General features: G+C 65.5%; 12 protein-coding genes. 2 read left to right on the top strand and 10 right to left on the bottom strand.

What is annotated here, in order from left to right:
* Nucleotides 1-53: 53 nt before the first annotated feature.
* The 10 genes from LB523_RS05565 to LB523_RS05520 form a co-directional block, all read right to left on the bottom strand.
* Entirely contained in the window at nucleotides 54-1244 is a 1191-nt protein-coding gene (locus tag LB523_RS05565; RefSeq protein WP_224601376.1) for a hypothetical protein, read from the bottom strand.
* A 180-nt stretch (nucleotides 1245-1424) separates the two neighbouring features.
* On the bottom strand, nucleotides 1425-2201 hold the full coding sequence (locus tag LB523_RS05560; protein ID WP_224601374.1) for an exodeoxyribonuclease III: 777 nt from the start codon (nucleotides 2199-2201) through the stop codon (nucleotides 1425-1427).
* Between the two features lie 153 nt (nucleotides 2202-2354).
* Nucleotides 2355-2990, bottom strand: a complete 636-nt coding sequence (locus tag LB523_RS05555; protein ID WP_224601371.1) for an alpha/beta fold hydrolase — start codon at nucleotides 2988-2990, stop codon at nucleotides 2355-2357.
* A gap of 211 nt (nucleotides 2991-3201) precedes the next feature.
* Nucleotides 3202-4299 (bottom strand): tetratricopeptide repeat protein, encoded by a 1098-nt coding sequence (locus LB523_RS05550; protein ID WP_411966440.1) that lies wholly within the window; start codon nucleotides 4297-4299, stop codon nucleotides 3202-3204.
* Between the two features lie 17 nt (nucleotides 4300-4316).
* Nucleotides 4317-5225, bottom strand: coding sequence for a Ku protein (locus tag LB523_RS05545; RefSeq protein ID WP_095768347.1), 909 nt, complete (start codon nucleotides 5223-5225; stop codon nucleotides 4317-4319).
* Between the two features lie 395 nt (nucleotides 5226-5620).
* Nucleotides 5621-8113 (bottom strand): DNA ligase D, encoded by a 2493-nt coding sequence (gene ligD, locus LB523_RS05540; protein WP_224601368.1) that lies wholly within the window; start codon nucleotides 8111-8113, stop codon nucleotides 5621-5623.
* Nucleotides 8114-8375: 262 nt separating this feature from the next.
* Nucleotides 8376-8600, bottom strand: a complete 225-nt coding sequence (locus tag LB523_RS05535; protein WP_027165877.1) for a hypothetical protein — start codon at nucleotides 8598-8600, stop codon at nucleotides 8376-8378.
* Between the two features lie 96 nt (nucleotides 8601-8696).
* Nucleotides 8697-9917, bottom strand: a complete 1221-nt coding sequence (locus LB523_RS05530) for a GNAT family N-acetyltransferase (RefSeq protein WP_224601366.1) — start codon at nucleotides 9915-9917, stop codon at nucleotides 8697-8699.
* A 9-nt stretch (nucleotides 9918-9926) separates the two neighbouring features.
* On the bottom strand, nucleotides 9927-11234 hold the full coding sequence (locus tag LB523_RS05525) for a hypothetical protein (RefSeq protein ID WP_224601364.1): 1308 nt from the start codon (nucleotides 11232-11234) through the stop codon (nucleotides 9927-9929).
* Nucleotides 11231-12415, bottom strand: a complete 1185-nt coding sequence (locus LB523_RS05520) for a glycosyltransferase family 4 protein (protein ID WP_224601362.1) — start codon at nucleotides 12413-12415, stop codon at nucleotides 11231-11233. Before LB523_RS05520 ends, LB523_RS05525 begins: the two co-directional genes overlap by 4 nt.
* A gap of 355 nt (nucleotides 12416-12770) precedes the next feature.
* Here LB523_RS05520 and LB523_RS05515 point away from each other — a divergent pair, with 355 nt between their 5' ends.
* Together LB523_RS05515 and LB523_RS05510 are read left to right on the top strand one after the other, a co-directional pair.
* Nucleotides 12771-13958, top strand: a complete 1188-nt coding sequence (locus tag LB523_RS05515) for a DUF1972 domain-containing protein (RefSeq protein ID WP_224601360.1) — start codon at nucleotides 12771-12773, stop codon at nucleotides 13956-13958.
* Nucleotides 13955-15226, top strand: coding sequence for a glycoside hydrolase family 5 protein (locus LB523_RS05510; protein WP_224601358.1), 1272 nt, complete (start codon nucleotides 13955-13957; stop codon nucleotides 15224-15226). The genes LB523_RS05515 and LB523_RS05510 overlap by 4 nt, the downstream gene beginning before the upstream one ends.
* Nucleotides 15227-15247 lie beyond the last annotated feature (21 nt).

Raw genomic sequence — 15247 nt, 5'->3', positions numbered from 1 at the left:
GGTTAGTCTTGCTTGAGAACTCGCAAGAATTGCCGTGCTTTGGCCGGCATATGTCAAAGCGCCACGATCAGATCGTCGAGCACGGCCTGCCAGTGGTGTCTGGTGGAGATGCGGACACGCGTCACCGCCTGCAGCATGGGCGCGTATTGAACCGGTGCTAGCGCCGACAGCGCGATCTCATCGCTGGCGATCAGCTCCTCCCCTAACCAGCTTTCGACAAGCGCGGTCTCGCCTTCCGAGGCCAGCCAGGCCGCGGTCAGCATCACCGAGTGGAAGCCGAAGGGTGTGGCGCGACCGAACTCGGCCGGATGGCCGCTGCTGGTATAGGCGATGTAGGCGCCCGAGACATTGCCGTTGACATAGCCCTCGCTGTTGGCGGTGTGGTCGCGCGCCATGGCGTTGAGATTGCGCCAGTCGAGCCCGGCATGGCCGGACGGCACCTTGCACAGGCCGCGCGGGGTTATGTCGTCGAAGCCGATGGCGTTGAGTGCAGCGTCGGGCGCGAGCGCGCCGCGCGCCAACAGGCCGAGATCGACCGGGTAAGCCGACAGCTTGAGCCTTCGGTCGAGCCCCGAACCGGCAATGACGATTTCATCGGCCTCGACGCCGAGCGGGAAGCGGAAGGCCGCGTCGGCCGGCAGCGCCCGGTTCTCAAGCAACTGACCTTTGCCCATGACCGACAGCGTGACGCCCGTCGCGACCGGCGTCCTGCCGTTCAACGTCCGCCCCGGCGCGAGCCCGACCGGCTTCGGCAACGCCTCGCCGATGAGGCCGACCATGGATCCTGGGGCGTTCGCGATACGCACCGCCTGGTCCTGGTTGGCGCTGCTGGCGCGCCAGCCGGGTGGCACCGAGACGGAAAAGCGGTAGCTGCCGGGCCGCTGGATCGCCGCGCTGCGGCGCTTCGACGACATCGGGAAATTGGCGAAACCGGCGGCGTTGCTGCGCGCCGAAGCCAGGAAAATGCCGCGCTCGTCATAGAGCCGCACCACGATGCCCGCCATCGGCCGGTCGGCTTGACCATAGGCCCCGTCGCCGTCGACATCCATGTAGACGAAGGACGAGAAGTTGAGCTTGCCGGATGTCGGCGCCCAGTGAGCGCGCGGCGCGTAGTCGCCCGCCGGATCGGGATTGCCGCGCGCCCTGCGGCGCTTGCGGCGCCAGCGCAGTGCGATCGCAATGAGAGCGATGGCGCCGGCAAGGACGAGGACTGAGATAAGCGCGACGAGGGCGGTGTCAGTCATGGCGTAGAGGCGATGGCTGGAGATCGCCGTTCAAGACCGCGTGCATGAAATTGTCCCCCATCCAAGTTTGCAGCAGATTAGCGTTGGGCATCGATGCCGCAAGTCATTGCGATGGATGAGTCAGGATTGAGATGCTGGCGGGACAGCGCCAGCTTTCCCTTCTCACCTTGTGGGAGAAGGTCAGGTTGCCAACTCCACCCAGACCGGCGCGTGGTCGCTTGGATTGTCCCCTCCCCGCACTTCGCGGTCGATGCCCGCCCCTTTCAGTTTTCGAGCGAGCTTCTTCGACAACAGAATGTGGTCGAGCCTCAGGCCGGCGTCGCGCGGCCAGCGGTTCCGGCGATAGTCCCAGAAAGTATAGAGCCTCTCCTCCTTGGGAAAAACCTTTCGCAACGCGTCTGTCCAGCCCTGCGCGATCAGCGCGGCGAAGGCGGCGCGGCTTTCGGGTTGCACCAGCGCGTTGTCGTCATAGGAGCGGGTCTCATAGATGTCGCGCGGCTCGGGCACGATGTTGAAGTCGCCGGCGAGCGCCACCGGCAGGCCGGTGTCGAGGAGCTCACCCACATGCGCGGCAAAGCGGTCGTGCCAGGCGAGCTTGTAGTCGAATTTCGGCCCCGGTCGAGGATTGCCGTTCGGCGCGTAGAGGCAGGCGATGACAACGCCGTCGACCGCCGCCTCGATGTAGCGCGCCTGGCGGTCGGCATCGTCGCCGGGCAGCGCATCGCGTGTCAGCACCGGCTCGGCGCCGCGCGCGAGGATCGCGACGCCATTCCAGGTCGGCTCGCCCTTCCACACAGCGCCATAGCCGGCATTGGCGAGCCGGGTCAGCGGAAACTGCGTGTCGCGCGCCTTCAACTCCTGCAGGCAGACGACGTCGGGCTTTGCCTTGGCGAGCCAAGCCAGCAGGTTGTCCAGCCGGGTGTTGACGTTGTTGATGTTGAAGGTGGCGAGTTTCATCAAGTCTGTCGATATTCAGGTGATGCCGGCCTGCAAATGGCGGCTTCCTGCGCTTCCGGTGCGCACGTACTTTAAGTACGCTCCGCTCCGGTTCTCGGAAACCACCATTTTCAACTCGGCCTGACCTGAATCTCGGCAGACTTGGCGGCGTAGTCAGTCCGTCATCCGGATTTTGATCGTCTCCGCCACCGTCTTCAGATGATCGCCCGTCGAAAAGCCCGAGATCGCCTTGCGCGGTTTCAGATCGTGGTCGCCGTCCTCCAGCCAAACCACCTCTATAGCCGAGGAAAGGCCGTAGGTCGCAACTTCTTCTTTGGTGCCGAACTCGTCGCGCGTGCCCTGGAAGATCAGCGTCGGCGTCTTCAAGTTGATCAGATGCTTCGTCCGCAATTGCTCCGGCTTGCCCGGCGGATGGAACGGATAGCCGATGCAGACGAGCCCGGCGATCTCGCCCTTGGCGAACATCTCGTCGGCGACCATGGAGGCGACGCGGCCGCCCATCGACTTGCCACCTATGATCAGCTTTCCGGTCATGCCCTTGGCGCGCAGATCGGCGATCGCCTTCACATATTCCGGGTTCACTGTTTCGGCGCGCGGCGGCGGCTTGCGATGGCCGTAGCGGCGCGCGGCCATATAGTGGAACTCGAAGCGTGCGACCTGAAAGCCGGCGGCGGCGAGCGCCTTGGCGGTGGCGGCCATCGACGCGGAATCCATCGGCGCGCCGGCGCCGTGGGCGAGCAGGATGGTGACGGGGGCGGTGTCGAAGCCGTCGAAGAGGAAGTGGGTCATGGGAGCGCCAATCTCTCCTTCTCCCCTTGTGGGAGAAGGTGGCCGAGCGAAGCTCGGACGGATGAGGGGTGCTCCAGGTTGGCGGATACGCCCTTCAATACTCCTACTTGCGACAAGGTCACCAACGTCTCATTCCTTCCAGCACCCCTCATCCGTCTCGGCGCTGGCGCGCCGATCCACCTTCTCCCACAAGGGGAGAAGGAAAAGGCGCTCACCCCGCCGTGCGCGCCATGTGCAGGTCCACGAACTGGATTCCCTTCTGCGCAGTCCGCGCCCATTCGGACTCGGCATCCAATTCCAGATAGCGGACCCACAACCGGCGGGCCTCCATCAGATTACCCGCATCGAATTCCAGCCGAGCCAGGTTGAACACCGGGTCGGCATAGGCCCTGTCGAGCGCGATCGCCTTTTGCAGATGGCGCCTTGCCGATGCCACCTTGCCCTCGTCGCTCATCAGGCCGGCGAGGTTGAACCAGGCCTCGACGAAACCGGGGTCGAGCTTTATCGCGCGGGCATAATCATGCGCGGCTTCGGTAACCCGGCCGGCGCCGCGCAGGCAATTGGCGCGGTTGAAGGCGGCAATCGCATCCTTGGGATCGATCGCCAGGCAACGCTGGTAGAGCGCGGCCGCATCGTCGTGGCGCCCCTCCTCTTCTGCCATCTCGGCCTCGGCGAACAATTCCTCCAGCGTGTCATCCTCGGGTGAACCGAGGTCGAACAAAAGCTGGCCGTCGAGCTCGCTCCTGCCTTCGTCGAGATAGATCGCATCCGGGCGGCCATGCTGCGAGCCGAGATTGAGCGATTTTGCCGTGAGCGAGGCGACCGGGCCGGAGCGATGCACGGAGCGCGCGATCGCGCCCCAGCTGGCACCGCTGGCGATCAGCCCGGCATATTTGCGGGCCAGGATCAGGTCTCGGAAAGAGTAAGGTTCGCCATCATGCTCGAAGGCGTCGAACAGTGACAGCATGTCGAGATCGTCGCCGCCAAGCCGCGACTGGTCGACGAGCGATTGCCTGGAGAGCGACGAGGCATCGGGCGCCTTCATCAGTCCAAGCAGGCGCAGGAAGCCGTTCTCGCTGATGAGTTGGCGGCCTGCTTCGCGCTCCGCCTTCACACGGCGCTCGATCTCGGCATCGCCGGATTTCGCCGCCTTGGCGAGAAGCGCGCGGCCGAACACGACGTGCGTGGTGCGGCGCGTGACGCCGCGCCTCAGCTCCGCATGGCGGCGCCCGACCTCGCGCGCGGCGAGCCGCAATGGAAAGGCTGCCAGCGCGCCGATGACGCCGAAGACGGCGCCTGGAACGATCACTGGCCCGGCATTTCCCGTCACTTCTTGCTCTTGCCGACAGCCTTCAACAGGTTCGCCTTCAGCGGGTTCTCAGGCGCACCGCCCGCGGCCGCCTTCTTGGACGGCTTCGCCGGCGCTTCCTCGGCCTTGCTCTTCGACTTGGCCGGGGGTTTCGCCTGCTGCGACAGGCTCGCCTTCAGCGCATCCATCAGGTTGATGACATTGCCGCGCTCGGGCGCAGCCGCGATGATCGGCTTGTGGCCCTTCAGCTTCTCGCGGATCATCGCCATCAGCGCCACCTCGTAGCGATCCTCGTAGTTCTTCGGATCGAAGTGGGTTTCCTTCTGCTTTATCAACGCCTGGGCCAGCTCGAGCATTTCCGGATCCGGCTTGCCGGCCGGGATGTTGCCGAAATATTCAGCCGTGCCGCGCACTTCGTTGGGGTTTCTCAAGGTGCAGACGAACATGCCGTTCTCGCGCGGGCCGATCGTCACCACGCGCTCGCGGCTGGAGAGCACCAGGCGGGCGATCGCCAGCTTGCCGGACTTGCGCATCGCCTCGCGCAGCACCGCGAAGGTTTCCTCCGCCATGGCGCCGTCGGGCGCGAGATAATAGGGCGCGTCCTGGTAGATGACGTCGACCTCGTCCTCGTCGACGAAGGCCTCGATGTTCATCGTGTGGTTGGATTCGATCCGGACCGCATCGAGGTCGGCATCATCGATGATGATGTACTGCTTGTCCTCATATTCGTAGCCGCGCACCAGGTCCGAGCGCTCGACAAGGCCAAGCTCGGGATCGACCGGTTTCATATTGATGCGGTTGTGCGTCTTCTTGTGCAGCTGATTGAACGAAATGCGCTCGCTCGCGCTGGTGGCCGGGTAAAGCCGGACCGGACAGCTGACGAGGCTGAGCTTGAGGTAACCTTTCCAACTTGCCCTGGGCGCCATGATGAACTCCTACGCGGCCATGCACTGACACTATGTTGGAGCATGGTCTTGTCCAAAACCGGTTCCGGCCTTTTTAGGACCATGCTCTTTGGAGCGCTTCGTCCGTAGGACGATCAGCGCCGTGGAAATCCTACACCGACCCCTGATTGTACTGCCGAATTCCTAGCGAAACGTTCTGGGGACGGTTGGCGCGGAGAATAATTCAAATTGTAGAAAGCGTCGATGCCCTGACGCCGTTCCTCGCCCCCGCGGAGGCGGGGGAGAGGTGGCTCGGCGAAGCCGAGACGGAGAGGGGGAATGGCGCGGAGCTGAATATCTTTTGGCGCCTCGATCACATACGTTGGCGCTGCCCCCTCTCCGGCCGCTACGCGGCCACCTCTCCCGGGGGCGAGGAACTAGCGCTCAACCACCGGCAAATCTCTCGCCGTCTCGTCGATCTCCGCCCAGGGATCGCCGGATGTCTCCAACAGCCCCGGCAGCGAGGCGTAGTTCAGGTCCTCCGGCGCGTCGATCGTCTCCAGGTCGATCCAGCTCACCGGCGTCGAGGCCGGCAGATTGGTGCGGGCCCGCAGCGAATAGGGCGCGGCGGAGGTGTGACCGCGGGCGTTGCGGTGGAAGTCGATGAAGATGCGCTTCTTGCGGTTTTCCTTGCCCATCGTGGTGGTGAAGGTGTCGGGCGCGCTTGCCGCCAGCAAAGTGGAAATCGCGCTCGAAGCCTGGTGCAGCTTCTTCCAGTTCTGCTTGCGCGTCACCGGCACGGTGATGTGGATGCCCTTGCCGCCGGAGGTTTTGGCGAATGGGACCAGTCCCAGGCTCTCCAGCCCGGCCTTGATGTGGACCGCGGCTTCAACCACCTCGCGCCAGGAAATCCCCTCGCCCGGGTCGAGGTCGAAGACGATCTGGTCGGGCTTGTCGAGTTTTGACCGGTGCGTGCCCCAGGTGTGGAATTCCACCACGCCGAATTGCGCCAGCGCCAGATAGCCCTTGGCGTCCTCGACCGAGAGATAGGTTTTTGTCTCGCCTTCCGAATTGATCGACTCGAACACGGCAACTGAAGGCGGCATGCCGGTGAAGGCGTGGCGCTGGAAGAAGCAGTCCTGCGGCTTGCCGGTCGGGCAGCGCACCAGTGACACCGGTCGGCCGATGATATGCGGCAGCATGAAATCGCCGACCAGCGCGTAATACACCGCGATGTCGAGTTTTGTTGGCCCGGTCCTACCGAATAGCCGCCGCTCCGGATTGGTGACCCAGATGGTGGCGAGGTCGGATTCGGCGATCAGCCGTTTTCGCTTGACCGGCACCGGCGTGGTCAGCCCGCCGATATCGCGCAACCCGCGGAAGACGCCGTGCCGGATCGCATTATCGGCGGTGCGGTTCGAATAGCGGACGCGTGCCGACAGCAGCGGCTTCACCCAATGCATCTCGCGCATGATCTCGCGCGGCACGCCTTCGGGCGGGGTCGCGCCGGCGGTCAGCCGCTCCAGACGGGCGAGCAGGTCCGTCGCCATGTCTGCGTCGAAACCGGTGCCGACCTTGCCGCGATAGTGCAGTTCACCATTTTCGAACTCAGCCATGCCGAGCGCCGCCAGCCCTTCCGCCTGGTCGGAAACGGTATAGCCGGCGATGACGAAATCGTCCGTCTTCTGCGCCTTGGCCTTGGTCCAGTTCTTGGTGCGGCCGCTCTGGTAGATTGCATCGGCGCGCTTGGAGACGACACCTTCCAGCCCAAGGTCCGAAGCCTGATCGTACAGGCCCTGGCCGTCGCCCTCGACATGGTCGCTGTACTGGATGGCGGAATTGGCGGGCTGACCGGCGAGCAGCTCGGCGAGCAGGGCTTTGCGCTTCTGCAGCGGCACCTTGCGCAGATCCCAGCCGTCGAGATGGAGCAGGTCGAAGGCGTAGAAATGCAATTTGGAGCCGGCGCCCTCGGCCAGCGCGTCCTGCAGCAGCGCGAAGCGCGAGATGCCCTTGTCGTCGAGCACCATGATCTCGCCGTCGATGATCGCTTGGGCGATCGGCAGCCGCGAAAAGGCCTGCGGCAGATCGCCATAGCGTTTCGTCCAGTCGATGCCGCCGCGGGTGATCAACCGCACCTCGCCGCCCACGACATGCGCCATGGTGCGGTAGCCGTCGAACTTTATCTCATGCAACCAGAGCTCGCCCGTGTCCTCGGCAACGCTCGTGCCGCCCGGCGGCTTCGGCACCTGGCTGGCGAGTTGCGGCTCGATGCGGGCGGGTGGCTCAGCCCTAATTGCGCCGGGCAGCACGCCCGGTTTGAGCGAGCCGGCTTTCGGCGGCAGGCGCTCGCGCTTCCTCGGCGGCGCCGCCAGTTCCTCGATGCGGCGGCCGGTCTTTACGCTTTCCGGGCGCGCCTCGAGAATGTCGAGCTTTGTATCGGAGGCGAGGTCGCGCTCTTTGAAGAGCAGCCAGTTCTTCTTGTTCTCATCCTCGCCCGGCTTCGGCTTCAGCCGGGTCAGCATCCAGCCGCCATTGAGTTTTTGCCCGGCCAGCCGGAACTTGAACGCGCCGGTCCTGAGGCTTTTCTCGACATCCTCCATCGGCGCCCAGGTACCGGTGTCCCAAACGATCATCGGCCCGCCGCCATATTCGCCCTCGGGGATGACGCCCTCGAAATCGATATATTCGATCGGATGGTCCTCTGTCTCGACGGCGAGGCGCTTGTCGGCCGGATTGAGCGAGGGCCCGCGCGGCACCGCCCAGCTTTTGAGCACGCCGCCGACTTCCAGGCGCAGATCGTAATGGTCGGCGGTGGCGTGGTGCTTGTGAACGACAAAGCGGTTGCCGGCACCGGCGGACAGGGTGCCTGCCGGTTCGGGGGTGCGGGAGAATTCGCGCTTCGCGCGGTAGGGTTTGAGATTGGCGGGCATGAGTCAGACGCCGAGGCGCAGAGCGGACAGTGGCAACCGCCTCGTTCCTTCGCGCCCCCCTCTGTCCTGCCGGACATCTCCCCCTCCAGGGAGATTAGCAGACCGCGCGTTCGCGCTTCCCTTACAACGTCGGCGATTGGCGAAAGCCGGCGTGACAGCCAATCTCCCCCCTAGAGGGGGAGATGTCCGGCAGGACAGAGGGGGGTGCTGTCCCGCCAGCATCTCGGATTTTTCTACATCGATGCGGAGCAAGGGAGCGGGATCAATCGTCGGCGGCCGGCGTCAGCTCCAGCTCCGCCGGCGTCAGCCCTTGCCTCAGTTGCGAAAGCCGGAACTCGTCGACCCAGTAGGCCTCGCCGTCGACCAGCACGCGGGCGCTGTAGGAGCCGCCGGAGAAGCGCTGCGCGGTGACATAGACCTTGTGGCGCTCAAGCGCGGTCTTCACCGCGGCGCGGCGGGACTTTTCTCTGGCAACGGGACTGGCCATGGCCTCACTCGAGCACGCTGCCGCTCCGATAGCGGCTGCCCATAAGGATGGCGGAGAGCGGGATGTGAGTCAATTTGCCGGGTGAAGGCGGCCCATTCACCGCCCCGCACGCAGCCGCCGCCAGCGCTGCATCGCCTCCTGCGCGACCTTGAACAGGCGCGGGTTGGCGCGCACGAAAGCCACGCCCCAGCCACGGTATTTGATGGCCTCGCTCGCCGCCATGCCCTTCGGCGTGATGCCGTAGCAAAGTTCGGACAGAACCGACTTCACTGCGCCCATGTGTTCCTTGTAGCTCTGATTGCCGACCGACAGGTCGAAATAGTCGAACCCCTGCCCGCGCCCCCATCTGATCAGCTCGCCCATGATGCAAAGTCCCGGCGAGACATTGGGAACCGCGCCCTGGTCGATCGCGACCAGCAGTGCGTGCAGGGTGCCCAGATGGACCGCCAGATATTGGACCGCGACCATGACGTCGCCGGCGCGCAGGCCGAAGATCCGCACCGAACCGTCAGTCAGGCCGCGATGCGCGGCCTTGCGGTAGAAATCGACGACCGGCGGCTGCGCCAGCAGATCGAAGCGGCCGAGCTCGCGAAAACGGCTGAGCCGCATCTCGACCAGCTTGTCGAAGGTGGAATCCACCAGGGCTGACGTGTCGGCCTCGACCAGGGCCAGGCCGCCATTGCGATCGAGCCGGCGCAGGTCCTTGTTGAGCGCCTTGACGAAGGACGGGCGACAGATGCGCTTGACGACGGTTTCGGCATCGCCATCCATGGCGATGCCGTAGTGGGAATGTATGGAATCGCGCGCCGGAGAAAGCAGCGCCAGGGGATTGGCTATGCCGCCGATCTGTTTCGGGATACCGACGATGTGGATGCGGTCGGCCGGCGGCAGCACGGAAAGCACCGCCGCCCATGCGGCCTCGGCTGATTGCCTGGTCCAGGGCGTCGCGTCGGCGAGCAACGGCGCGGAATAATCGCACACCCCGCAGCTCAGCCACTCGATCACCCAATGCTGGAATGCGCGGCGCCGCATCAACGGCACCAGCATCCTCGGCTCGCCCGTGGCGGCGTCGCTCACCTCGACGATGGCAAGATCGGCTTTTGGCGGCACAAGCCCTTCGACGATCCCTTCGGCCCAGGCGAAATGCTGGTGGCCGGTGCACACGCCCTCTGTCTCGAGACGCCGCCAGAGCGGTTTGACCGCTTCGAGGCTGGTGTGCAGCTGCGCCACATAAGCGCCGCCGGCGGCGTGCACTGCAGCCTCATCGCCGGCCAAGCCGGTCGTCATCGCGGCCATCGGCATTGCCTGGCTTGCCACATCATTCTCCTATCGTCTCTGCACTGCCAGCGTGGCCGCGCGGCGCCAGGCGCCGAACACGCTGGGGCACTGCTCGTTCGGGTGCTTGGAATTCCACATACGGTGAGCAGCGAAATACCATGAGGCCACTAGCACGAAGATCTCGGAGACCGCGGCTCCGGCCAGCGACCATGTCGACGGGGCGACGGTCAACAGAATCCCGATCGCCGCCAGCCCGATAATCGCGCCGGCCATGGTGATGAAGGCGACGATGCGGAAATCGCCAAGGATCTCGAGGACCACGCGCGGCATGATATAGGCCATGATCGGCACGAAGTTGGCGATGGCGAAAAGTCCGATCAACCCGACCGAGGCATGCTGCAGCGCCTGGGATTTAATCATCGGCAGGATGAGCAGGATGCCGCAACCATAGGCCAGGCTGCCGAGCCCCATGACGAGCGCCCAGATCTTGGCCTGCGTCCACACGCGGTCGAACTCCTTGTTGCGCACCAGCTTTGCGAGTTCCGGCTGGGTCATGTTGGAGAAGGCAAGGCTGGAGATGCGCAGCGGCGCAAACAGCACCAGCACCGCCGCCAGCGGCGCATAGGCCGCGGGTCCGGCGATGCCGGCGACCAGCAGGGCCAGGCATTGCCCCTGGATGTTGGTGGTTGTGGCGCTGAACCCCGACCAGCGAAGCTGCGGCCAGAGCTTTGCATAGCGCCGCAAGGTCGGCGCGCGAAAGGAGATACGCAGCCTGCGGCGCGCCAGTCTCACCAGCACGGCGATGCCGACCACATTGGCCACGGCAAGCGCGTAGAAGGTGACCTGAAGCGCGTCCGCAAAGAACCAGATCGCCGCTCCTGCGAGCCCAATGCCCGCGATCGTGAACGCCGCGTCGCTGATGGAGACGACGAGCTGCATGCGGCGCGCGAAGAAGGCGGTGCGCATATGGCTGCGCAGCGACCAGGCCCCGACGAAGCAGGCGGCGCCGATGCCGCTCGGGTCGCCCAGGAGGCGCATCAGCAGCCCGGTGCCCAATCCCATCAGCAGCGCCACCACAAGCGCCGCCGATCCGAAGGTCACGTCGTAGGCGTCGACGCCGGCGCTGTTGGCGCTTTTGCTCATCCATATGGTGGCGGGAACGGCGGTGAGCGAGCGGATATAGGACAAGCCGACGCCGCCCATCACCATGGCCAGCGCGAAGAGCCCATAACCTTCGGCGGACAAAAGATGCAGCAGCGCGATGTTCAGGGCGAAATGGAAACCGCTCTGCATCGCCTCGCCGCCAATCATCAACATGAGGCGCCGCACCAGATGGGCCGGGAAGGTGAACTTCACGGGCTCGTCTCCGCCTCGCGGGCGACACGCGCCCGCCCCTGCCGCGGCAGCGTCGCCTTCAGCTTGTCGGCCACGATCGCCACGATCGCGGCGGCGGCGATCGGCTCGCTGAAGAGCGCCTCGTAGCGCGCGCGACCGGCAGCGGCGAAGCCGCGCCACAGATCCGGCCGCAGGATGATCTCGCCGAGCTTGCCGGCGAGGGCGGCCGCGTCGCCCGGCGACACATGCCAGCCGGTCTCGCCGTCGGCCACCACTTCCACCAGTCCGCCGATCGCCGAGACCAGCGGCGGCCGTCCCCAGCCCATCGCTTCGATGGCCACGCGGCCGAGCGATTCCGGGCGGCGCGACGGCACCGCGACGATGTCGGCCCAGCGATAATGGTTAGTTGGGTCGGAGACGAAAGGCAGCACCTCGACATGCCCTGTCAGGCCCATGCGCCCAACCAACTCGGCCAACGCCTGCTCGCGCTCGACGCTTTCGAAGGCGCCACCGACGAGGCGGACCTCGACACGGTCGCGCAACTCGGCGGGGAGCGAGGCGACGGCGTCGAGCAGCACCTCCTGCCCCTTTATGCGGTTGACGCGGCCAAGCAGCAGGACCTTGAGCGGCCGGTTGCCGTCATAAGTCATCGGCAGTGCCGCGACGGGACCGGCAACGCCGTTATAGACGACATGCGTGCGCCGCCCCTTGGCATCGAGGGCCGGCGGATCGCCGAAGGTGGCGCGCGTTGCGCGCGAGTTGAAGATGAGATCCGCCTTGCTCCAGCGCATCAGCGCGACAAGCACCTTGCGCAGGATGCCCTCGGGAATCTCATGGATGTGCAGCAGCGCCTTGCGCGGCAGGAGACGCGCGGCCAGCGCATAGTCGGCGATGATCGAGGTGTTGATGTAGGTCAGGTCGCTGCCCCGCATGCGCCGCCAGGCGCGCCAGAGCGCCGTCGGCAACCGCGCCATCTCGACGGTGGCGAGCTTGAGCATCGCCTGGCGCCTGAGCACCCAGAGCGGCTCGAACACGATGCGGCTGGCATGCGGCTTGAGGATATCGACAATCGGTCCCTCGCGCGGCAGCACGACCTCGATCTCGGCGGCCGGAAACGCGGCGCGCAGCGCAGCCACGCTCTCCGCGAAGCTGCGGTCCGAACCATAGAGCTCGTAGCCCTGATGAACGCAGGCTATGCGCATTGCTATCTTTCCACCTTGCACCCCGAGTCCGCTCAGCACCGGACCTTTCAAAGCGCGGAAGGAACTTCATGCCAAATCCGCACGCCGCTCTACCCGGCGATGGCCACTGCAGGCCGGGAGCAAGGATCATGCCAGGTCTCGAATGTCCGGCCGCGACCCACGAACCCCAGCCGTGCCCCATATCGATACAGATACGTCGCGAAAGTTGACCGATGATGAAGCAAGCCATGTAGCTTGAAGAGAAATTTTACACCTTCATGTGAATATTCGCCCTGGGGGTACCCTGGCACGGAAGTTGCTGGGCGTGTCATTGCCGTAACAACAACTATGACCGGACCCTGGGGATTCCTTTATTTTGAAACCGGAACGACCTTCCACCCTGATCGAAAAGCCTTCGATCCTGATCCTGGGGACGCGCGGCATTCCGGCTTCTCACGGCGGCTTCGAGACTTTCGCTGAGCGCCTGGCGCTTTTCCTGGCCGGACGCGGCTGGAAGGTCGGCGTCTACTGCCAGAAGGAGGTCGAGCGCGTCGGGCAAAGGGTGACGAGCGAGACCTGGCGCGGCATCGAGCTCATCACCATCGAGGTCGCCTCCAAGGGTCCCCGCGCGACACTGGAATTCGATTGGCAATGCGTGCTCGACGCCGCCAGGCGGCCGGGCGTGTGCCTGGTGCTCGGCTACAATGGCGCGGTGTTCCTGACCTGGCTCAGGCTCATGCGGCGCAAGATCTTCACCAATATGGACGGCATCGAGTGGCGGCGGCCGAAATGGGGGCCGGCGGCGCGCAGTTGGTTCTGGCTCAACGAATGGATCGGCGCCTGGCTCTCGCATCGGCTCATCGCCGACCACCCGGCGATCGCCGACCATCTGGCAACAAGGCGGCCACGCGGCGCCATCGCCACGATCGCCTATGGCGCGGACCCGGTGACCTCAGCGCCGGAAGAACCCGTTCGCGCGCTCGGGCTCGAACCCGGTAAATACCTGATCTCGATCGCGCGGATCGAACCCGACAACAACATCCTGCCGATCATCGAAGCCTTCCGCAGCCGCGATCGCGGCGACATGAAGCTGGTGGTGCTCGGCACGCTCAACGACGACATTCCCTACCACCGCGCCGTGCGCGCGGCGGCAGGCAGCACGGTGATCATGCCGGGCGCGATCTACGATCAGGCGACGGTGCAGGCGCTGCGCTATCACGCGCGCGCCTATATGCACGGCCACACGGTGGGCGGCACCAATCCCTCGCTGGTCGAGGCGCTTGCCGCCGGCAACATGGTGATCGCGCATGACAACCGCTACAATCGCTGGGTCGCCGGCGAGGCGGCGATTTACTTCAGTGATACCGACAGCCTGAGCCAGCGGATCGACGAGGCGCTGGCCGACGACGCGCTGGTGGCGCGCTGCAGCAAGGCGGCGCGAACGCGGGCCCGCGAGGCTTTCCGCTGGGAAGACGTGCTCATTGCCTACGAGAAGGAAGCGCTGCGGCAACTCGGCGTCACCACCGCCGCGCCGGCGAAAGCCGACCGCGCCAAGCACGCATGACCGGCTGGTCGCGCCGCCGGCTCCTCGGCGCGGCGCTGGTCGCGGCAATAGCGCCGCTGGCGAGCGCGCTTCCGCCACTGTCATTTCCAGCGCGTGCCGCCGGGGCATGGCCTTTCAGGCGCGGCGTCAATACCTGGCCCTGGTTTGCGCTGACGCGCGAATTTCCTGCACCCCGCACCGACTATGACTGGCCGCCTTTCCAGTCGCAACGGCCGGTGCCGACGCCGGCCGACCTTGCCCGCCTGCGCGCCAGCGGGCTCGACTTCATCCGCCTGCCTGTCGATCCGGGGCCGTTCCTGGCCGCCGACGCGGGCCAGCGCGCCGACCTCATGGCGATGCTGAGCGCGGCGGTCGAGGCAGCGCTCAGCGCCGATCTCGGCGTCATCGTCAATATACAAGCCAACGGCGCCACGCATTACTGGAATCCCGACCGCATGTATTCCAGCACCGGCGCGCCGGAATTCGCGCGCTACCAGGTCTTTGTCGGCGAAGTGGCCGGCATGCTGGCGGACATGGCGCCCGGCAGGATAGCGCTGGAGCCGGTCAACGAGCCGCCGCAGGACTGCTCCTCCGGGCTGTGGCCCAAGGTGCAGGCGGCTCTGCTGAGCGCGGCTCGAGTCTCGGCGCGCAACCTGCCGCTGCTCGCCACCGGCGGCTGCGGCTCGATGGTGCGGGGCCTCGCCGCGCTCGATCCGGCACCGCTGGCGGCCTTCGAGCCGATCCTGTTCACCTTCCATTTCTACGAGCCCTACCTGTTCAGCCATCAAGGCGCGCCGTGGATGCGCGAGCCGGTCTACCGGGCGCTGAACAATGTGCCGTGGCCAGCCTCCGCCGGGACGCTGGAAAGAACGCTGGCCTCTGTCAGGACAAGGATGGCGCAGGATTCCGAGAGGTCCAACGAAGCCAAGAAGGCCGCCTATGCCGAGACAGAGAAGGTGCTAAAGGTCTATTTCGATGCGCAGCCCGACCGCCGCTTCATCGACCGCTACCTCAAGCAGGTGAGTGACTGGGCGCAGACCCATCGCATCGCGCGCGAGCGCATCATCATGGGCGAGTTCGGCGCGTTGCGAACCGATGCACGATACACAGCCGCGCCCAACCCGGACCGCGCCCGCTACATCGGCGATGTCCGGCAGAGCGCCGAGGCATTCGGCTTTCCCTGGGCATTCTGGGACCTGTTCGACGGCATGGGCATGATGGACGACACCACGCGCGCGCTCGATCCCGCGATGGTCGAGGCGCTCGGGCTGAGGATGCCGCGCGCTTGACTTGCTGAATCACCAAACCGC

The sequence above is a fragment of the Mesorhizobium sp. ESP-6-4 genome (assembly GCF_020164735.1).
GTDB lineage: Bacteria > Pseudomonadota > Alphaproteobacteria > Rhizobiales > Rhizobiaceae > Mesorhizobium.
The sequence above is the reverse complement of the archived record's forward strand: the minus strand, read 5'-3'. Positions and strand labels throughout refer to the sequence as shown.

What these genes read in the sequence shown, in the direction of transcription:
- LB523_RS05555 (WP_224601371.1), bottom strand. Translation starts at nt 2,990, where the DNA reads ATGACCCACTTCCTCTTCGACGGCTTCGACACCGCCCCCGTCACCATC.
- ligD (WP_224601368.1), bottom strand. Translation starts at nt 8,113, where the DNA reads ATGCCCGCCAATCTCAAACCCTACCGCGCGAAGCGCGAATTCTCCCGC.
- LB523_RS05565 (WP_224601376.1), bottom strand. Translation starts at nt 1,244, where the DNA reads ATGACTGACACCGCCCTCGTCGCGCTTATCTCAGTCCTCGTCCTTGCC.
- LB523_RS05510 (WP_224601358.1), top strand. Translation starts at nt 13,955, where the DNA reads ATGACCGGCTGGTCGCGCCGCCGGCTCCTCGGCGCGGCGCTGGTCGCG.
- LB523_RS05520 (WP_224601362.1), bottom strand. Translation starts at nt 12,415, where the DNA reads ATGCGCATAGCCTGCGTTCATCAGGGCTACGAGCTCTATGGTTCGGAC.
- LB523_RS05535 (WP_027165877.1), bottom strand. Translation starts at nt 8,600, where the DNA reads ATGGCCAGTCCCGTTGCCAGAGAAAAGTCCCGCCGCGCCGCGGTGAAG.
- LB523_RS05545 (WP_095768347.1), bottom strand. Translation starts at nt 5,225, where the DNA reads ATGGCGCCCAGGGCAAGTTGGAAAGGTTACCTCAAGCTCAGCCTCGTC.
- LB523_RS05560 (WP_224601374.1), bottom strand. Translation starts at nt 2,201, where the DNA reads ATGAAACTCGCCACCTTCAACATCAACAACGTCAACACCCGGCTGGAC.